Origin of the sequence: Parendozoicomonas haliclonae (assembly GCF_900174585.1) — a bacterium.
Classification (GTDB): Bacteria; Pseudomonadota; Gammaproteobacteria; order Pseudomonadales; family Endozoicomonadaceae; genus Sansalvadorimonas; species Sansalvadorimonas haliclonae.
On the sequence record NZ_FWPT01000009.1, the window covers coordinates 145,918 to 168,279 of the forward strand.

Consider the following 22,362-nt stretch of genomic DNA (forward strand, 5'->3'; position numbering starts at 1 on the left):
CGTCATTGCCCTTTGTTCAGAGGAATAATCCAATCTTCACTCCAACCAATTGTTTGCCCCTTAAACTGGTTGATTCCACCTTTACCAGCAGCTGGATAGAACAGTGTTTTAGGCTCCCAACCAGATTGCAGGGACTCTCCTAATGGCCTTGGGACTCTAGCATTTACTATTTGATTCGTGGGAATTTTCAGAAGGACATCTGGTTGCCCCCATTTAGAAAATACCTGAGATCTATCCATCAATACTTTCGGTTCTAGTCCAACATAATCTGTAGTCATATAAGCATCTTGGAAGATACCCTGATCTCTACGGTAATACTTAAGGACTCTGGAATTAGTTGCTCTATAAACAAACTCCTGTGAAGCCAAAGCATTATCTAGTTCTAACTGGAGATCTGTTCCACGACCTCGGTACATCGACATATATTCGTTATAAGAATCCCTAGTAAGAGATCTCTCACCTAGAATTGGCCTATAACCACCCTTATTGAATTTCGACTGCACTCTAATCGGATCGCCAAATAATCTAAAACTCTCCAGATTAATATCAGTGATACCAGATTCAGTTTTCCAAGCTCTGTAAGATTCGAGTCTCGTTGCCAATTCTGGATTGATGCGTTTCGTGTTTGGAGCATCAATTTTTCCGATGTTACTCAATCCTTTTGAGCCAACAGCCAGCTCAGCCCCTAAGATCAGGCTCTGTCCAGTAGCCCGCCCAAGCGCTCCATAAAAACCACCTTCACTATATGCCAGCTCATAGTTATAGACCAAGCCGTCAGCAAAGCTCTGAATAGCATTGGGTGCATAAGCACTGAGTTCAGGGTTGAAGTAGCGCCCGGCCAGGCTTTGCCCATAGGTCGAAGACAAAACAAGCTTTCCAAAACCATAAGCACCTCCACCAATGGTCGACCAAGCTTTGGCGAAGTCACCGTTCGAGTCGCCCAGACCAAGGGCCGAAGCGGTTGTATCCAGTGTGCCAAGAACCCCTTCCCCGAAGTTAGTTACGACCTTTCCAAACTGGTAGCCAAATCCACGATCCAAAGCTCTCGTGACAAAGTCGTCACTCAAGCTGGAGTAAGATGCTGGCATATAGCCATGACGCTGGATATATCCATCTTTTATTTCCTGCTGTTCCCGTTTCCTGTAAGTCTCAGCCTGCAGCTGTCTCTCTCTATTCTGACGCTCTCTTCGAGAAAGGCCGGTGAACCCATCAACTTCTTGGAGTTTATCCGTAGTAAATAGGCTAAGGTCATCGTACAGTGTTCCGTAGTCACTCTCAAAGAGACTTGCTAATTTTTCATCTGTCAGTGTTCCCAACGTCTCATCAACTCCAAAGACTGCTTGACGAAGTTCCTCTGGCAGTACTCCTCCATTTTCTCGAGCAGCCGCATCCAGGTAGGCAAGCTCCTGACTGGTAAACCGGGTATTGTCTTGTTGGCTAATCCAGTCGCTTAGATTATTTTCCAGCCCGTTTGATGCACTCAGACGTTGTTCTTGATCAGAGATAACAGCGCTTTGAATTACACCTTGGAAGTGCTTGGCACTAATGTAGCTATTAGAAATGGCATTTCCTGCTACCCCGGCAAAATCAAACTTATCACCATAAATTGCAGTTTGAACACCCTCATTCACTAACTCTTCTGTCAGCTGAGCCGGGAATTGATCCGCAAAGTTGATGCTTTGCTGTGATTTTTCCAGAGCTGTGCCAAAGGTACCAGTTTCTGTCTGCAAGGCACGGTTAGCTCCAGCACTCACCCCAGATACTGCCACATTGCGCCAGCTAAAGGATGTGACGCCTACTGCAGAGCCTAAGCTACTGGAGACAGTTGTACTCAAAGCTGCACGTGCTGCAACCTGATACCACTTGGCCTGTTCACCTGTGACCCCAACGATTTTGGCAAGGGCAGATCCTTCTGTCGCCAGTTTGCCGATACCTGCACCAGCCACAGCACCAAAGCCAGACATAGCCCCGCTTTTAAATGCATCCTTTAGAGAGATGCCATCCTGAGTCCCAAGTGCCACGCCAGTTAGCTGACCAGCGAGTGAACCAACAAATCCTCCCACTGCAGCAGCTACTGTACCAGCGATAAGTGAACCACCACCAGCAAGAACCGTTAGTCCTGCCCCAAAAGTTGCTGCTGCCCCTGTACCAGTAGCAGTAACCGCACCTAATGCAACACCCGCAGCCCCAGCCGTAAACACCGTAGCCACAGCTGCCACCACAATCACAATAATGCTGGCAGCACCACAGCCTCCACCCTCCTTAGGCGGTGGTGGCGGTGGTACATCCGGCAATGTTGGATTGGTGTCGCCTAAGGCCAGACCCGGATCATAAGGCCGGAATGTGCTGCTGGTGTTGTGGATATTGGTCACCACATTTGGCACAGTCAGGCGCTGGCCACGGGTCAGGGTCTCGGTGCCCTTCAGGCCATTCGCATCGGCCAGCAGATACCAGAGGTTGGCATCCCCCCACTGGCTGGCGGCAATACTTCTCAGGCTTTCGCCGGCTTCCTGCACCTCGTACTGGCTGTAGGTATGGGCCGGGTAGTCCGGGTTAATAGGCTGGTAGTTCTGATCAAAGTCAGCGGATTCAACCGGGGTGGCCTCATAACCGGTGTGGCGGTTGCTGTCCTGCTGGGCCAGCGCTTGGGCATAGTCGTAACGGGTTGGGGTTTTGTCGTTACCTACATCGCCAACGGCCTGGCCGTTGAAGTAGTAGAAGTGACGCAGTATCCGGTTCGGAGACAGGGTACCATCGTCTTCCCAATCCAGTTCTTCCCGTACCAGGGTACGGCCATCGGAATCACTGGCGTACACCAGTTCCCGGTTGGCAACTTCATCAAAACTGCGGCGGATATGGCCGTTACTGTCGTAGGCCATACGGGTAACCCCCGGCCCCCACTGCTCCCGCTGCTGCTGGTGCAGATCGGTATTGTCAGCATCAACGGTGATACGTACCTGCTTGTAACTATCCCAGGCTTCGTAGTGGTATTCGTAATCCAGTGTCGTATAGGCCGCGCCATCGGCATTGCGACCGGTGACAAACATTTTGGCAACGGTGCTGCCATCTTCCCAAAGCTCATAGCGGCGGCGCACCTGATCGCCGGTGGCCTTGCCATTTTCATCGTATTCCGTCGTACGATTCGCCAGCAAGACACCATCGGTATTGGTGTAGTTCTCGGTTATAGAGACAAGAATACCGTTGTTATCGTACTGGGATTGGCTCACGACCTGGCCGGCGGCGTTGTTGTTACGCGCTGATCGCAATACAAAACCACTGCCGCTATCAATCTCGACTGTGGTCAGACGACCATTGGCATCATACTCGTAGCGGTCTTTGGTGGTGGCACCTTCTCCCCGCGTTACGGTATAACGCTGATCCAGACCGTTATAGGTAATCAGGCTGCCGCTCTTACCTGCGGTAATGGTGCCGTTTTTCAGGGTTCCCAGTGTGGTGGTAAACCGGTTCTTGCGATCATAGGTGTAATAGAAGTTTTGTGGTGTGCCCTGGATGCCTCCATCGGTGGTGTCCACGTAGCGGCCGTTGTAGACACTTTCCACCGAGCGGCGGTTACTGAACGCATCGTAGGTGTAGTTGATCTGATAATGGCTGCCGTATTCATCCCGGCCGGTGATCTCGGTAATGCGGTTCCGTTCATCGTAGATGGCATTACTGTGCTGGTAGACCGTACGGCCTGCGGTGTTGTACAGGTCGTTGGCACGGTAGTAGAGCTCACCGGTCCGGTTTCCGTTGATATCGTAACGGTATTCCGTGACTGCCGGCATGCGGGCACGGTTCTCCGGGGTGTCATCACCATCCAGCGGTACACTGATGCCGTAATCAATCTTCTTGTGCAGATAACCGTTATGGAAGTACAGGAAGCGGATATCCTGATCATTCCGGGTGGTCCAGACATCATCGCCACTCCGGCCGGTGTTGCCCGTCTGGCGGGAGATCCAGCCTGCGTAGTTGTAGTAGTAATGGAACTGCTGGTTACCCAGATCATTCTTTTGCAGCAGCTTGCCGAAGTAGTCCTTCACCTCTGTCTGGACATGCTCTGCGCCAATATCGTTCCAGCCCAGCCCTTGACCGGCCGTTTCTCCTGCCATGCCGACATTCCAGCGGGAGACGATATAACCACCCAGTTTCGCTGTACCAAAACTGGTTTGCTGGTAATCACCAGTGGCCGCCAGGGTGCGGCGGGTGATTTCATCACTGTACAGATAGGCGTATTTGGTGACGTTACCGTTGTAGCTGGTGTAGCTGGTGACGCGGCCAAGGCCATCGTACGTGTAAATTTCCTGGCCGGCTGTCGCGGTTGTGGTGATGCCGGTACCATCAAAGTTGATGCCCGGTATCTTGTACTCCTGATTGAACAGGGCATTACGATGACGGATACGGTTGCCCAGTTCATCGTAGTCGTACTCATCGTACAGGCTGGAGCCGTTCCACTCGTAATTGACCGATGCCAGGTTATCCTGAAAACGGTTCACCCGGATCAGTTGATCATTGGCATCGTAGTGGTAGGCAATCTTGGCATAGAGTGCGGAGGTGCCCGCCCCTCGCTCATCCTTTTTGTAAACTTCTTTGGTTTCTGCCCGCAGGTTGCCGAAGGCATCGTAATGGGAGCTTTTGAGATAACCTTCTGCATCCTTCTCAACAGTCACCCGGCCATTTTCCATCTGCCGGGTAGTGATCTGGGCATGCTTTTGATTATAAGCGTCTACTGACGTACGTGTGGCACCATTGGCATCGTTGGCGGCTTCAACGGATTTCTTCTGCAGAACCTGTTCTCCAAAGGCGTTATAGCCATAGGATTCCAGCTCCCGTCCACGGAAGGCGGTCATGTTCTCGGCATAGATATCTGTTTCAGCGGCGGCCTTGGCCACCAGGTTGCCGCGCTGGTCGTAACGCAGTTCCGTCACATTGCCCAAACCATCGGTTTCGGAAATGATCTCACCGAATGCGTTATAGCTGCTTGAGCGGGCAATAATGCCATCATTGGCAGCCTCCTGCCCTGAAACCGCCAGAGCAATGGAGCGGATAGCCAGACGGTTATTCAGACCAGCCTGGGAGTAGAAGACAGAGGACTCACTGCCTCCGCTGTTAGAACCAGTATTGTTGTGCGTTTTAATTATTTCGCGCTGGGAGGCAGCATGTAAAATGTTCGTTGCATCTCCCCCTGAATTGTTCATTGTCCCTTTTACACGAGTGAGTACATCTCCCTTTGAGTCCTTAACGGTATATTCAAACGGAATTGCAGAATTGCTGCCAAGGTAGGCTGTATCAATTAGAACCTCCCCACCACTGACAGGAAGTGTTTTTGTTGTGCCTCCCGCTGTGAATACGACTGTTTTGGCTCCTACTGGAAGAGGGGTAAGCTTGGTGCGTGTTGGCCCGGTATAGCTTTTGTTGGAGAGCAGAGAATTACCTGCTCCCACTCCAACCTTGCCAGATTTGTATTCACTGGCCCATGTTTCCCCGTAGGCTTCAACCCAAAACTTCACACCATCACTTGGCAAATTACTACTTGAGCCAATAGTACTACCAAGTCGTTTGGAGAAGGTATGTGAGCCATTCTTGGTAATGGTGTAGACCTGAGGGGTCGAGGAAGAACTTTCAGCTATGTAAAGCTTAAGAGTTGTACCCGATCTTAGACCGGAGACGGTCAAGGATACTGATGCGCCAATGTCATACATAGTCTGACCGCCAGACCATGGTTCTGTACCATCAACACGGAGACGCACATCATTATAAGTGAGCCCGAGGGAGCCTAAAGCCGTGAGCCCTGAAGATGGAGCATTATATTTATCTTTGCCCTCCAGAGCATAGGTGGTGTTTTTAATGTTGGCGATCTCACCGTATTCTAAGTTTGTAACACGATGACTGCCTTGACGACTGACCTGGTGCCCACTGATAAGGTTAAAGCTATTAACAGCGTCATCATCACCCAGAGTCACCCCACCCAGTGGAATCTGGAGGCGTCCTTCCAGATCATCGCCGCTTCTTTCAAAGAGGCGGGTGCTGAAAAGAATCCGCCCTTGACTATCGAGAAGTGTCAGACCAAGTTTTTCTGTATTGTTTTCAAGTGTTGCACAGAGGTTGGGGCTGTAGTCCAGATCTTTATATAAAACGGACTCTCCACTGGCATCAATCTCATGCAGACGAACTTTTAATCCACTTCCCAAACTTTCGCGAAGGTCATCCCCAGATAATGTTAAAAGGCCGTTATCGAGAGTCCAGTCCAGAGAGGGAAGTTGTTGTAGCTGTTGATTCTCTATTTGGTTGAGTGCGTCGGCATCATCGATATCACCAAAGCTTGTAGTGACATCATAGTTTGAAGACGCAGTAATAACTCTGATTTCACGCCAAGCATACGTTACGTCATTTTTTATGAGTGGTAACTGTACATAGACGGTTTCAGTAACCGAAACACGATCTGTATTGATTGAGACCTTCTTTCCATTAGAAAGGGTTTCAGTGCGTTGCGTAGAAGTTGTTGTGGTTACACGTTCGACGTAACCACGATAATTACCTTGGGAACTGCCCGCCAGCAGGTGCTTACTGCTGCCACCAATAACTTCCGATAGTTGTGAAATTTGCCCGGAGGAGAGATTTAGATTTTGGAATTGCAGACGAGGATCCGAAGCTGCCAGATGAACAGTTTCAGTTACAATTTGCTCAGTGCCACTACGGACGTTGACATAACCACTGCCTGGTTGACTGGAACCCGAACCTTCAGAGTCAACCCATCCAATGCTGTTTGAAGTCTCGGCCCTTGATTCAGCCGGCAGATTCTTTGAAAGTGTGACAGCTGTATCAAAGCCAACAGTGTTGAGTTTTCCTTTGTCTGAAGCATTACTCAGATTAAGCCAGGTTTGTTTGCTGGATGGGTGGCCAGTCTCTGGATCAGAAATTATCACTTCCAGCGGATCACCACCATCCTTTTCCAGGATCAGTTCGTTACTAATATCACCGGTTTGTTCCTGAGTTACCTCCCAGTTGACATCCTGATTGAGGTGATCAGTGATGATGTTAATCGGGGGTTCAACCACTTTTATCCGGCGGTCATTGGTATCAAAGAGGCTGTAACGCCACTGGGCATTATCCTGGGTAATCTGGTTCACAGCCTGTTGGGCATTGCTGACCAGATCAAGGATATCACTGTCTTTGGCGCTGATTTCCAGAGTGGCGTTGCCGTTGCGGTCGTAGAGATAAATTCTCGGAGTTCCATTATCGGCATTGGTCTTGAACAGGTTGCCCAGTTGATCGTAGATGTAATATTCCTGGAACTGCTGTTCAACGGCTTGGCCGATAGCATTTTTACGCCAGTCGGTATTAATCCCTTTACCAATAATCTGGTTATGCTGGTTATAGGCAACAGTGCGTACGACATTGGCATCGGCGCTGTTTGCCCGTGCCACCTCGCGATTCATGGCGTCGTAACCGTACCAGTCGATAACCGCAGTGCGGGTACCGTCTGCCGCTGTCTGCTGACGGGTCTGGGTCACCACATTCCCAAAGCTGTCGTAGGTAAAGGTGCTGCGGCCATCATAGTTCGATGTGTTGGCTGTTGTACGGGCGTCAAGAGTTGCTGTTCGCAGGTTGGCACTGTTGTATTCATGTTGAATGATGCGTGAGCCAGCGCCCTGGCCAACCCGGGTTTCCAGTACCCGGTTACCAAACAGATCATAACTGTACTGGGTTTGCTGGCGGACCTGCTCGCCCCGATAATCAGTAAATTGCGGAGACTGCTGGCCGGTTTCCAGCCCCATGGCATCGTAACTGAACAGGGTATCCCGGCTACCGCTTTCACTTGTCCCATTCAGCTGGCGCTGCTGGATAAGGCGGTTGGCCCCATCATATGCGAGCTGGGTGACGATATCGCTTCGGGTTGAAGAGGCATCAAATTGAGCGTCGAGTGTTGTCCAGCTGACATCCTGAATACGTTGTTCAATCACCAGCCCACGGCCATCGTAAACAAACTGTTGGCGACGATCCTTGGCCGAAGAAAGATTTTGTGGCCAGTTGCTGGTGGATAGCTGTTGCTCAAGCCACTGATGGCGGGCAGAGGCTTCCGTTACCTCCTCTGGCCATGTCTGAACAAGGGCAAAGCGGGTTTCTGCTACTTTCTGGCCACGGCCATCGTACTCCCAGGCCGTCACTGCACCGGCGCGGTCAACCTGCACAATAGGATTGCCAGCGGCGTCAAAGAGGGTGTAAACGGCTTCGCCTTTGGCATCAAATTGAATGATGGCATTACCGTTGGCATCGAAAGTGGTGCGTAACTCGGCGACGATACCGTTCTGGAATCCAACCCCGATATTGTTCGGGTTGTCAGCCGCACGGGACAGATCAAAGAACAGTCCAGGCTCACTCCAGCTACGTATTTGCCGGTTATTGGCATCATAGGCATAGTTGGTTTTGCGATAGCTGGCGGTGCTGTCTTCGTTATCAAGCGCAAGGGCTGCTGCCTGCCAGGCTTGCTCTGTGCTTTGCTGGTCAGTTAAAGGTGCATCATAACGATACTCGGCGATTTTATTTCCGGCCGGATCGTATTCAAACCGGCTCAGGCCGTTACCGGCATCCAGCTGATATGTCAGCTGGTCCAGGCGGTTATAAGCCATCCGCTCAGTGCGTTGTTCGCCGATCAATTGATTGGCCGCGTTGTACCCGCCATGGCTCTGGCTGGTTTTACGCCCCAGGGCATCATACTGGGTAGTGGTCGTCTGACGAATGACCGTGGTGGCCGGAGATCCTGAAAGGGTCATCTGTCCGGGGTTGGTCACCGCCGCATAGGCAGGCCCCTGTTCACGCAGAAGACGTCCGGCATGGTCATACTGATAATCGGTACGTTGAATAGACGCGCTGTGAATCGTATTTTCACCGGCTTTCTGATAACGCCCCTGTTCCATCACAGTACGGTTGCCGAAAGCATCGTACTGGAAATCTGTAATCAGTCTTACCGCGACAACTGACTGAGAGCCTGATTGAATAATGCGCCCGACTTCCGGGCCGGTTTCACGAATACGCTGCCCCAGACCATTGTAGGTATAATCGCGACGAGCTCCGGTGCCATCTGTTTCGGCAACAAGCAGTCCACCCGCGTCGTATTCGTACTGCTGGGTCCAGCTGTGAGTGCTCTGGGTGACAGCGTTATACCCCTGTCGGGTTTCGCTGACTTTACGGCCCTGCTGGTCGTAATTGATGGTTATACGCTGATCACTGATGGGGTTGTCGGTGAGCTGGTTCTCGATATTGGTCAGGCTTAGCTGAGAGAGATTCCCCGTCAGCTTCTGGCTGTAGTGAACCGTTGCTGTGACTTCTCCAAAGGTGTTGTACTGGTAGGCCTGTACGCCGCCATCCGGGGTGATTTGATAGCGAAGACGATTATCAGTGTCGTAAATAAAGTAGCCCGTATGACCGTTCGGATCTGTCGTCTGGACAATATTGCCAAAGGTATCAAGCAGGGTGACGGTTTGCCCTCCCAGAGCATCTGTTTCACCACGTTTACGCCCAAGCTGATCAAAATACTGGTGACTGGTAAATCCATTACCTCTTGGATCCGTGATGGATCGCACTTCCCCGAAACGGCTGTAGCTATACAGGGTGGTTGTGGCACCTGTCTGTGAGGCGCTGTCAGCCAATGTGGCAGAAGAAGCATCCGCCAGACCTTTGGTTTCCTGCAGCAGTTGTCCCAGTGCATCATACTGACGGTAGGTGACTCGCTGTTCTGGTAGCCCCTTGGCTTCAATCAGAACTGTTTCTTCCCCGAAGCTGTTGTATCCACGCTCTGTAATAAGAGCCTGTCCGCTGTGGGTAAAGACTGTCTCGGTTTGTATACGACCAGCCGCCGAATAGCTGTAAGCCATACGGCGATCGGTATTGCCGGACAGCGCGGAGGTATCAATTTTGTTTGGTTCTTCGGTCAGAGTGACGGCCTGCTGATAACCGTGCTCCTCAAGTACACGCCCGAGGTTGTCGTAGCGATAGGTGGTTAGGTATCCCTGATTTCCATTAACGGCTTTCAGGCTATGGGTGAGTCGTCCGGCGGCATCGTAAGCAAAGTGAGTGCTAAAACCCCGGGCATCGGTCAGGCTGATACGCTGACCGAGGGCATCGTAGGTAAAGGTTTCCGTCTCATACTGCCACTGACCATTTACCCAGTTTTGGGTGTGAAGGGAGACCTTGCGGCCAGCAGTATCGAAGCTGGCGACGGTATAACGATCCTGACTGTTATTGGTCGTTATACTCAGATCATCAGCACTCAGTGTGGCCCATTCTGACGAAGGTGGAATCGTTGTTGCAGTCGCATAACGGATGGTGGTCTCTGTCCGCTGGGCATCATTACGGACAATAGCGGTCACATGGCCGAGGCTGTTGATGCTATGGGTCTGGCGGCCTGCGGCATCATAAAGGAACAGCTTGATCTGGTTTCCGACATCGCTCAAGTCCAGATCGGCAACTGTCTGTGAATTCAGGTCAAGAGGTTCGCTATAAACGACGCTAGCAGCGACTTCGCCACGGGCGTTATAGACAGATTCAGTGACCTTGGCTTTCTGGATGCCATCGATTTCAAACAGTTGGAGAGTATGTGTTGCACGGCCTGCCGCATCATACAGGGTACGTGTTTCACGATCTTCCGCACTATTGGCTACCAGATCAGCAGGAGATCCGGAAACGGGGTCAATTGATTGGGCATAGCGGATCACTGAGCTTATCCGGCCGGCACTGTCATAACGCTGCTCGACGACCTGTCCTTGGGCATCAATGGTGTAACGCTGACGACCGTCCCGATCGTAGATAATACGGGTCTGTCTGTCGGTGGCATCTGACGTCAGAGATGACGCAAAACCAGCCAACGTCAGATCAGGCAGGGGGATGAGTTCGCTGTGACGCACCGTCTGAACAAGGCGCCCGGTCTCATCATATTGCTGCTCGCTGACCACATAGTGCAGGGAGCCATTTTTCAGGCGATCCGGCGTCAGGGTATAGCGCAGCTGCCCGACGGCATCATAAACAAACCGGGTGGTTTGACCGAGGGCATTGGTTTCACTGATGAGCTGATCACGACCATTGTAGGTGTAAGTGGTGGTGAGATTCAGACCGTCAGGATCCACGGATCGGCTCAGCATTCGCCCTGCAGCATCATAACTGAATTGCTCACTTCGCTGGTATTGAGCGGTTCCACTCACCAGCCTGCCTTCTTGTTGTTTGATCAGCTGACCAAGGCCGTTGTAGGTGAAATCTGTCACCAGCGCCAGGCCGTCCGGATCAGTGATGGTACGAACGATACGGCCATTGGCATCAAACAACTTACGAATAACGGTACCGCTGGCATCCGTCGTCTCTTCCTGACGATGGCTGTAATGGATACGAGAACGCAGGGCCAGGCCGTCCGGATCAACAATAGTCTCCAGTTGTCGTCCTTGTGGATCATAGTGGAAGCGCGTCTGTATACCTTTGGCATCCGTCTCCAGAGTCAGACGGTTGTTGGCGTCATAGCTTGCTGTGGTCTGCTGACCGAGTGCGTTGGTGGTCTGGATGCGATTGCCGGCGGCATCGTAAGCAAATTCTGCCTGCTTGACGCCATCCAGCCAGACTTGCCAGGTTTCACCGTGTTCATTGAAAACCGTCTTGCGAACAACACCTTCAGCGGAGGTGACAGTCTGGCTGCGCTCCTGATCATTGTATTGATAGGTGACAGTGGCACCTGCAGGGTCGGTGTGTGTTAACTCTCGACCAAAGGCATCATAAGCCCACTGTGAGGAGTGATTCAGGGCATTTGTTCGAGCCGTCAGTCGGCCAAGCCCATCGTACTGGTTACGGATGGTACTGCCGACCGCATCGGTCACAGAGACGACTTGCCCGAAGGCATCATAGCTTTGTCGTGTCGTCAGGCTTGATTGTTGTGCCAGAAGCTGAGAGCTGCTGATAGTCTGGCTGAGCCGATCATAGTCAAAGGTTGTGACGGCCCATTGGTTGTTGGCTTTATTAATGGCACGGGCCAGCTCAGTCAGCTCGCCAAAGGCGTTGTAGTTGGAGCGAGTTTGGTAACCTTCACCATCAATCGCTTCCGTTTGCAGACCTCGCTGATCAAAAGACTGTCGTGTAAGTGTGTCCTGACTATTATCCATCAGTGAGGAAACAAGTGCTTGAATATCGTCTGCCTGACCACTGTTCTGAAGTGCTTCGCTTAAGGCCGTGGTGGCAAGACGGTTGGCAAGCTGCCGCGTTTCAGTAATCTCACCAAAGGCATTGGTTTTGAAGACACTGATCTGGTATTCCAGCTGTCCCTGACTGTTGAACACCGGCGACAGGCTATAGCGAAGTTCGTCACCACTGTAGAAGTAGTAATGACTGTTGCCCAGCGCATCGGTGCTGCGAATACGTCGCCCAACGTCATCATATTGGTGTGTGCGGCTGTGACCACGGCCGTCAGTCTCTTCAATCAAACGACCCTGAGCATCGAATACATAATGGTGCGCTCGTGCAATGTCGGTATTTAATGTGTAGGTGTCAGAGAGTATTGAGCCCGCCACCGTGATACCCGCTTGCTCACTGATCAGCTGACCCATAGCGTTGTAGGTATAACGGGTGGCAATACGGTTCTCTGACTCCAGAACCAGTTCATTGCGGGCGTTGAACTGCCGTTCCTGTATGCGGTCTTGTGCTGTAGCCAGTGGGCGCACCTGTCCGAGTGCTCGATCCTGACCAAGAGTCAGTCGGGCAGGGTCGTTATTGACGGCCTTCAAGGCGATATCCAGCTCCAGCGCGCTCAGTTCTGAGGCATAACGGTGGCTGCGAACACGATTCCCTGCTGCGTCGTAGCTGAACTCTGTCAAATAACCTTCGGCATCAATAGTGGCCTGAAGGCGGCCCTGACCATCATAGATCTGATAGCTTTGACGATCCTGTCCACTGCTGATTGGGCGCAGGCGGTCAAGCGGCGCAGTAGCCAGCCAGCCAGGCTGGTTGTCATAACTTGCGATTCTTTGGGCGTATTGGGTTGTCTGGATCTTCTGACCCAAGTGGTTGTAGTGGTATTCTGTCAGGTAGCCTTCTGCATCAAGCAGGCCAATCAGCTGACCTTGCTGATCATAAAAATTACGAGTGGTTCGTGAATCTTCAGAGCCCTGAACGCCGGCATTGAGAGCGATAGTGGTTGTTGCGCCGGCTTTGACCTGGAAGCGACCATTGCCGGATTTAACAATAGAGGTTCCATTGATTACCAGTGTGTATACCAGACTATATTCATAATCACCAGCAGCTAATTGATCGAGTGTAACCTCAAGTGTGTCTTCTGTTATTGGCAGTGTAGAGTATTCAGATTCGCTAGGTCGCTTATAGAGAAGACTTAAGTCCCTAACCGGATAGCTCTCACTAAGTGAAAGAGCTAAAACAGGTTTGTTTATCGCTTGAGTTTGAGGGCCAACTTGATGAATAAATGGAGAAAGTGTCTCCACTCTCCCATCGAGAAAGTATTGCGTTACTTCAATAGAGTAGTCACCATCAGCTAGTGGTTGCCCCATAGTCAAATTGATAGCACCAGAGAAACTACCATCACGTAATGTGGCGGGATCAATATATGTTCTAACAGGATCGGTTGTTAAGCTTTCATCAGTGGCTCTATTGGTAATAACAACATCAACGTAATCAATCTGATTGGCTAAGCTTGTGCTGATGACGTCATTGATTGCATAGCCAGTTGTCGAGCTTCGGGTATATTGGGGGAGTGTGTAGTCAATGGCCAATGTTCCCGTTTCGCCGATTGAAAAACTACCATTAGCTTCACGGAGCAATCTTCCATATTGATTACGGGTGACAATTTTTATCTCATAACTTCCACTGATATTGTGACCTAGGTTAACGCGCCAATGACTGTCGATTTTCTCCATGGCAGCAGTCTGGAAAGCCTGTTCACTGCCTGCTTTTTTGTACTGAAATAAAATAGTCTCACCGGGTTGGGGTGAAAACTGCTGATCGGACCAGGTCAGAATTTGATCGTTAACCGGTTGATTACCAACCTCGTGAATGAACTCGTGATGGCTTGTTGTGGCATTGCTATGGTGGAATGTAAGGGAAACCCTGTATTTGCCATCGGTTAGAGGGTTATCAAAAGATAAGTTAATCTGTCCACTATAATTGGAAAATAATTTGGGATGTGTTTCTGTTTTTGTTATCTCTTGGTTATCGCTGTTGTAAATAGTGGCTACGATTTTTTCAACAGAGTCTGGGACACTGAAACCTTTGATGGCAGAACCCGCTGTGCTTTTTAACTCAGTTATATCAAATGAAAATGTTGTTTCATCTTTAGCGGTTTCACCTTGGATAACCTGGAGCTGGCCACTCGCCTCCTTAACGGTTTTGTCGCCGTCTTTGTAGCTGATTCGGTACGAATAGTGACCAGCCGCCATTTCACCTAGGTTAGCCTGCAACCAACCATCTTGTTGGCTTACTGGGACAGTTTTCCATTCTCCTTCGTTTAAATATGAAAAAACAACCTGACTGGCGTCCGGTTTGCTTGTAGCAGGCCAGCGGAAGGTAGTGGGAAGATATTTAACCTGTTGCCCTATTTCGTAGCTGAATGATTGCTGTCGTGGTTCCCCATTCAACGATATTATATTGAGCTCAACCCAGTATTTTCCATCTGCCAGTGAACCATCAGTTTTTAGATGGATCATCCCATTATATGCCGTGTTGTCAGGCTTCCAGGACAAATACTCTGCAGGGTTTGTAGTTGCAGTGCTGACCAGATTTCCATTGCTATCAAGGACGCGAGCTTCCACATGGCTGATAGCACTTGCTTGAGCTTCGGTGAAAAAGCCAGTTATTGATGTACCCGAACCTTGAACGAAACGTGTTGCATTGTATGAAAAACCAGCAGATAGAGTATCTGACTGTCCTTTCTTGACAGAAAATGTTCCATTTGAGGTTTTTACAGAGTTACCATTATCCAGATAGGTAATTTGATACTCATATTGCCCTTCAGTAATATTTGGAAGCTCGGCTCGGTGTACATTGCCATCTCTTACTGGGGCTGCATACTTCCATGAGCCACCAATTGGACGATAGGCTAATTTAACTGCAGTATCACTCGGCTGCAGGCTGGCTGGCCATGTTAAAACAGTAGGCCTGTATTCTGTTTGGGTACCGACTTCGTAATAAACGTTTTTGGTAATAGACGTGCCGTCGGTTTTTGTGATTGTGATTGTGATGTTGTACCGCCCTGTTGGGAGGGTTCCATCTGTTTTTAGATTTACCTGACCATTCCAATAGCCAAGTTCTCGGTATATGAGGGAGGGGGGAGGTGTATGCGGTGCTTATCCAAGCCCCGCTGGTGTTTTTTACTACAGCTTTAATTGTGCTTATGTTCTGAGCTGGAATATCAGTAGAGTATCCTGTTAGCGCCGAACCTGTTTTCTTGGTAACACTGGCATAATCGAAACTGAATGAGGTTGAGATATTTTTGTTTAGATTCTCACTTCCAGAGAAAACTCCAGAAGCTTGCTGGGCTATCACGCCATTACGAATATATTCAATCCTGTAATCATAATTCCTATTGGCAAGGCCGGGGATTGAGACTTGGTGATTGCTGCCAGATGTCGATACCGAGACTGATTTATAGGAGCCAGAACCTGAAGTTCGATAATAAAAACGTACAGAAGTGCTAAATGGTTGACTTGGCTTTGTCCACTTAAGAATGGTGGGTGGGTTCTTACTGCCAACATCTGCTGTGAAGCCTTTTGATTCTGTTCTTGTACTTGTGGTAAATAGGTAGGTCCACCCTCCACCCGAAGAAGGGAAGCGGCGCATGGATCTTGGTGACATGCCACCACCATCGACATACTCATATCTTTTAGAGAACTCCTTAACCGATACTGAGATTGAGTATTTGCCTGTTGGCAGTCCGCCAGTGCTGGATTGGGTTAGATTTACAGAACCGTCATATGTCTTTGAATAGTAATTATATGTAAATGAGCGTGCATAATTTGAAGGTAATGATACGCCTATAGGGGTGATACTGACAGTAACTTCAAAATGACTGAATCGCTTACTTAAGCCGTTTTCATCAGCTGTCCAGCTGTGCATGCTGCCAGGCTTTAGCTTGGTTGATGAACTGGAATGCTGAACTATCGAGCTCTGGGATACAATATCGCCACGGGATACATTGATAGTGCTTGAGCTGGTGTAGGTTGTTCTATTGTCAGTAATAACCTGGGTGCTATAGGTATAGCTTTGTGCGGGAGGTCTTGTATATTTGGATGTGCTAACAGAAATGTTTGCACTGTCTGTTTTTGTATAGTTTTCTTTTATTAAGGTCTTGCTATCTAAAGGATATGGTTGCTTTGGTGGGACAAGCATTGAGTCCGTGATGGTCTCATTTTCGGTTACTTCCGTTTCTGTCCTGGTATTGATATCCCAAGCTTTTGAATCTTGGTAATCATTGTCTGCCGGTCGAGTGTTTGCAGTTAAATCAGCCGTTATGGATCCAGATGTGTTCACTGGTGATCGTTGATCAAACCCGACCTGATCAGACTTTGAATAATGTTGTATAGGATCGACATTCTGGCTTGCGCTTGCGCTAGAGACCGTTAGCTGCGCGCTGGTATTACCAAAACGTGCCTTTAGGGTGTTGTACTCAGCTTGCTCTAGATCCTCGATCACCAAGCTGTGACGGATGGTGTCCGTGCGCTCACCGGCACCATTGTAGCGATACTCCGTTGTATAACCTTCACCATTTATAACAAACCGCAGGCGGTCAGCATCATTGTAATAGCGATAGACGGAGCGATCATTGTTGGGATCTTTGTCTGGCCGCAGATCACTCAACGCAAGTGCTTCATTTATCCCCGTTATATTCTGACTGTCATCCTTAACTAGCAGACGGGTTAAGGATTCTCCTGTTACCCTTTTTGCATAGATGACTTCTTGCTCCAGTTGCCCCTTTTCGTTGTAGATAAGCTCTGTCAGAGTGCCTGAACTATCTAACCGCGCAATTAACCGGCCCTGATTATCATAAAGCTGGTGGGTGGTGGCACCACTGGCATCCTGGGTTGCGCGCAAACGCCCCAGTGAATCATAGAAATTCCGACTTTCACCCAGGCTTCTGGCAGTGTTGCTGGTGTCCGTTTGAATCTGGCTGATCAATCGGCCTGCCGAGTCGTAAAGACGTGTGGTTTGCAGGCCGTTAGGAGCGGTTGAAATAATCTGGGACTGATTGTCCTGGTAGAGCCAAGTGGTTGTATGCCCCAGTGCATCGGTTTCTGTCAGCCTGCGGCCCATGCCGTCATAGGTGTATTCTGTTCTGAATACCGAGCTATCCTGTCCTGTCCCTCTTGGGTCCACCGTTGCAATGTGACGCCCCCACGCATCATACAGGGTATAGGTTGTAGAATGATTGCCATCTGTATTGCCATATCCCTCAGCATTCAATGAGGAATATTGTGTGATGCGGGATACCTGCCCGCGAAAGTCGAGGGTTGTATCGACGCGTCGGGCGTCTTGGGCGTTCTGGCTCGCAACCCATTGCTGTAGCTCGTTAAGGGTATAGGTGTTTTGTACAGATAATGTACTATGCCACTCAATCTGGCTGACGATACGTGCTCGGCTCTGTGAATCGTCATAGCGAATTTCTTCAACGGAGCCGTCAGCTTCAATAGTAAAACGTAAGCGCTGTTGGCTGTCGTAAATAAAATGCCGGCTACGGGGGGCTCCGGCTTCATTTGGACCAGCACCATCAGTATCAGGCTGTAGCCAGACGGTCTCTTTGGTGAGCTGGTTGTTGGCACTGTAGTTGCGGGTTATCAAATTACCTTCTGGGTCCTGTACCCGAACCTTGTTGCCTCGGCTGTCATACTCATAAACAGTATGACGCTCCCCAGGTTGAGTAATCTGGGTCAGATTGCCATCGGCATCATAGGTGTAGCTGGTAATCTGACGCTGGCCATTAATATCCGCAGGGGTGGTCTGCCGGATAACCCTTCCTTCTTCATCAAATTGAAGGGAGGTTGTTGGTCCGGATTGACTCTCTCCGGCAACCTGAACGATATCGGTTGTGCGTTCGTCCAGATCATACTCATAGCGAGTGGTATGTGATGTCTGCCCCGATCCTGTGGTTACCTGACTAACACGATATTGGCTGCTCTGTTCCACATAGGCGATGGATACTGTGCTGCCATCGCTTTGGGTTATGTGTTGGATTCGTCGGCTGTTACCGTCATATTGATACGTTGTTGTGTAGACTTTTCCATCAGCAATGGAACCATCGGGGGTCAGGTCCAGTTTTACGGACGTCAGGCGACCAAGGTTGTCATATTGGTAGTAGACTTTTTGGGTGGTAATACCATCGCTGGTGAGGGAGAAACCTGTGACGTTTTGTCCGCTGTACTGAACACTGACTCTCTGGCCAGAGGCATCTGCGATCTGGACGACTTGCCCCTGGGCATTGTGGCCGAACGTAGTAATCCGCCCTTCGGCATCCTGCTGCTGGACCATTCGTAGAACGCCAGCTACTTCAGTATAGGTTTCACTCATCTGGGTGCTGCCTTCCTGCCACACCCATTGACCCGATTCAAAACGCAAAGTGTCGTGGGCTCCGGCACCATCCGTGGAAACGTAAACCTGCTGATATGAATCGTATTTGTAGAGGGTTTCGCTGCCATCTCCAGCGACACGGGTGATCGTGCTGCCGGGTTGATTGACTGTACCTGTCAGGTTTATGAGCCGCTGGTTGAAGCTGAAGTAAGTATTGTCTCCATTGGCATCAGTTAATGAACCTTGGCTGTTGTAGGTCCGAACCAGTGCGGTATCCAGACCAAGGCTAGCGATAATCTCATCCTGCTGTCGTAAAACCAGGTTGCCGGTGTTGGCATTGACGTAGACTTGCTGTCCGCCTTGGCCGGTACTGGCTTGACCAGAAACCTTGTTGTGATTGAAAAGCCCAAGATCACTGCTGGAGATTATTGCTACCATGATTTTCCCTCAACTCCGGACCAATATCCTTATGAGTTTTTTTAGTTCTTTTAATCATCTATCCGGGGAGATTGAGGATGTGTTAAGTGGAAAGAGAAATTTTTTATCTGTGATGGATTTACGAATGAGTCATGTCTGTTGGGGAATGGCATAGGGGAGCTGAAATGGAGAAATAGACCTCACCATGTGGCCCCGCCACCGCCACATACAAGAATCCCGCTACAGACCTCTGTAGCGGGATTTTTTGCATTTGTAGCCCCTGAAAAGCCCCACTCCAGCGCAGTTCGTCCACTTGCGCCGGCATGACTCCCAGGCAGTGTATTGCCACAACCATTCTCCCTCTGACTAACAAGTCACAATAACCAACCAAAGCTGGTGAGCAGAGTATCGGTTTTACTGGTCATATAGGGTTTTGATGAAGAGAATAATGGAGTTACTAATGGAGAAGATTCCAAATCAGGGGCAGCAATACAGCTCCAGGACACCTCAGGACAAAAACAGTGACTCTAAAAACTGCCTTGTATGTACCGGCATTTTTGGTCGATCCCTTACGGTATGCCCCAAAGGTCATGCCTATTGTGGTGAGTGCATCACAACACTTCAGCTACAACCTGATAAGTGCCCCAAGTGCAAAGCCCCTCTACCAGAGCTGAAAGAAAGGGAGGTACATGCAACCGCCCCAAGGTTTTCTGATGGGCTTGCCACAGAGGTGGTCATTCAACCTTGGTATCATCCTCGTGCCTTTGAAGACAATCCCTTTGGTTTGCAGACACAACTTCAGGCTATAAAGCGAAAGTCCCCGGAAAGAGAGACAAAGGAGGATTCGCAGCTCCAACCACCTCCAGCAAAAGTTACACCACCTCCTGTTCAGGACGTAGAGACAGTTGATGAGCGAGAAATTATAAACAAAGCGAATGCATGGCTTTCACCCATTGAAGAAGGCACATCGTTGGATCTGGATAACTATAGTGATTTTAAAAAGGTCTATTTAGCCCTGAGGTTTTATCGCCAAGATCTTGAAAATATTTTCATTATGTTTGGTCTGTCTAAAAATGATATCGATAGTGAAAAGCTGACTCCGAGTGCTGAGCCTTTGGAATCAAGACTACTGAGAACAGTAAAAACAAAATGTCTTTTTGACTCTTCAAGATTGAACGTGACTACCTACGGTGATCTGGCTGAAAAAATCAGTGATGGTGCGGGTGGGAGTAAAGAAGCTGCCATAAAAATCATTCAGGAACAGTTAGGAGAGGCACAAAAAACTGCGGAACAATGCGACATTGTTTTCAATCAATCAGTGAGTGAAGAAAACTCAAAATATCTTTATCAAGACGTGCTAACGAAAACAGTGAGTCGTCTGATTTCTGACCATACTTCTCACATAGGTTCAATCAGTGTATTCGTATTGAAAAATCATATTCAGCTTGGTCATGTTTTTTATGGTCCTCATTCCCCGGATCAGGCAATAGACAGGTTAGAGTCAATTATACAAAGACAGTTTAGACTTAGCATTTATGAGCTATTGCAGGCTATTGTTATGGGTGCAGGGATAGCGCCTGAAAGCTTAATAAAACAGTTTAACGAACTTGAAAGATCCGATTTTGTTACCCACTTCTAAATTGGAATTTAGGGTCGTTTTCAAACAAGTTGATGCCTCAATCTTGAAATAAGCTATCCGATGATCTTGTTGTTCAAGGTTGAGGCAATTCGCGCCTAATCAATATTCTTCTCATGGAGCTGTTTAGCTTATTGGTTGCATCGTCATGCTACCGCCATCACTAAATCCGCTTTAGTCTTTTAAAGCGGCCTTTTCACTTAGTAATTATTCCCCTGTGATGTATCTACTTTTACCGGCGTCGCGGACTTTTTGCGTAAAAGAGGGAGTAGAAACATCATCCCCACATACATAACGGACATCGCTGTAAAACAGTGGATAAAGGCAAGCATGGACGATTGTTGTTGCACCATTGATGCAAGGTGTTCAAGGAAACTGGTATCCGTTAACTGGCTTCCTGATTGTTCCGCATAGATTTGTAATATCGGGTCTGCCCGGCTCAATGCTCCCCCAAGATGCAACCACTCTTCCTGTTTTACGTAGCTGACATAGGTATTAACAATCGCTATCCCGACGGAGGAACCAATTGTTCGTGATAGATTGAATACCGCACTGGCTCTGGTTGTATATTCTGTGGGGAGAGTGGCAAAGGCTATTTTGGCCATGGTAGAGAACACAAGACCTAATCCAGCGCCCTGTATAACTGATGGCACCAGAACCCAGAAGGTATCTATATTCAGGGAATATTGTCCCATCATATAAATACCTATGGCATTCAGTGAGAGACCCATTAACACAAGAATTCGGCTATCAACTTTATCTGCGAGAGGCATTATGGCCACCAGTACGCAGGCCGATGCTATGCCTCGGGGTGACATCATAAAGCCTGTGGTTTCGACAGGGTAATTAAATAATTGCTCCATCAACATGGGCTGCAATTGCAGTATTCCAAACGTCCCAATGGCAAAGAAAAATATAATCAGACAGGACACACCAAGGTTTCTATCTTTCATTAGCCAGATAGGTGCTATATCTCCCTTAGTGACAATGGAACGTATAACGAAAATAATAATTAACAAGAAACTGATGATGGATGAAAAGAAGATAAGGTTGGAACTGAACCAGTTCTTTTCATTACCCTGCGATAAAACCATTTGCAGCAGACCAATGCCTCCAGCCATGGTTATCATTAACAGCCAGTCGATTGATGTCTCTCCCTGATTGTTGATGTGTATATTCCGAAAGATCATCATAAGACAGAGCAGGCCTACTGGCAGATTGATATAAAACACCCAGCGCCAGCCCATATGCTCAGTCAGTACACCGCCCACGACCGGGCCCAGAACCGGCCCGATAAGTACGCCGATGGTATAGAGGGCCATCGCTTTCCCTCTTTGCTCCTTAGGGAAAATCTGTACCAGAATGGATTGGCAGATAGGTGTCACGGATGCTCCGGAAATCCCCTGGAATATACGGAACAGAACCATTTCCCCCAGAGAGTTTGCCTGTCCACAGAGGCCTGACATAAGGACAAAGCCACAGATCGAGAAGGTCAGAACTTTCCGTTCGCCAAATCGAAGGACCATAAAACCCGTCAGAGGAATAAATATGGCCTGGGCCATGCTAAAGCTGGTCAGTACCCAGGTAATTTGGTCTGACGTTGCGCCCAGGTCACCCATCATATTGGGAAGGGCGACATTGGCCACAGTCATATCCACTATGACCATTAACGCGGAGATGACAACCGTTGCGGCAACTTCAGCCCGGCTGGGGTTGGAGTCTATGCTCATGGGAATCCATCATGCAGCGAGTAATGGCGTAGCCATAAATCT

The 22,362-nt window shown here is 49.2% G+C and carries 4 protein-coding genes; 1 reads left to right on the top strand and 3 read right to left on the bottom strand.

Translation table 11 applies throughout. From position 1 onward, the window contains the following. Nucleotides 1-2: 2 nt before the first annotated feature. Both EHSB41UT_RS18510 and EHSB41UT_RS18515 read right to left on the bottom strand, forming a co-directional pair. Nucleotides 3-14,438, bottom strand: a complete 14,436-nt coding sequence (locus tag EHSB41UT_RS18510; protein WP_165767321.1) for a hypothetical protein — start codon at nt 14,436-14,438, stop codon at nt 3-5. A 655-nt stretch (nt 14,439-15,093) separates the two neighbouring features. Continuing rightward, complete coding sequence (locus EHSB41UT_RS18515) at nt 15,094-18,975, bottom strand: hypothetical protein (protein ID WP_087112345.1); 3,882 nt, start codon at nt 18,973-18,975, stop codon at nt 15,094-15,096. Nucleotides 18,976-19,414: 439 nt separating this feature from the next. On the opposite strand from EHSB41UT_RS18515, the gene EHSB41UT_RS18520 reads away from it, so the two are divergent. After that, a complete protein-coding gene (locus EHSB41UT_RS18520; RefSeq protein ID WP_133060572.1) occupies nt 19,415-20,593 on the top strand; it encodes an RING finger protein in 1,179 nt (392 codons plus the stop codon). Nucleotides 20,594-20,790: 197 nt separating this feature from the next. Here EHSB41UT_RS18520 and EHSB41UT_RS18525 read toward each other — a convergent pair whose 3' ends face one another. Then, nucleotides 20,791-22,320, bottom strand: coding sequence for an MDR family MFS transporter (locus tag EHSB41UT_RS18525; RefSeq protein ID WP_087112347.1), 1,530 nt, complete (start codon nt 22,318-22,320; stop codon nt 20,791-20,793). Nucleotides 22,321-22,362: the final 42 nt, after the last annotated feature.

Bases quoted from the DNA above. Each gene is read 5' to 3' on its own strand.
- EHSB41UT_RS18515 (WP_087112345.1), bottom strand. From the start codon at position 18,975: ATGGTAGCAATAATCTCCAGCAGTGATCTTGGGCTTTTCAATCACAAC.
- EHSB41UT_RS18525 (WP_087112347.1), bottom strand. From the start codon at position 22,320: ATGAGCATAGACTCCAACCCCAGCCGGGCTGAAGTTGCCGCAACGGTT.
- EHSB41UT_RS18520 (WP_133060572.1), top strand. From the start codon at position 19,415: ATGGAGAAGATTCCAAATCAGGGGCAGCAATACAGCTCCAGGACACCT.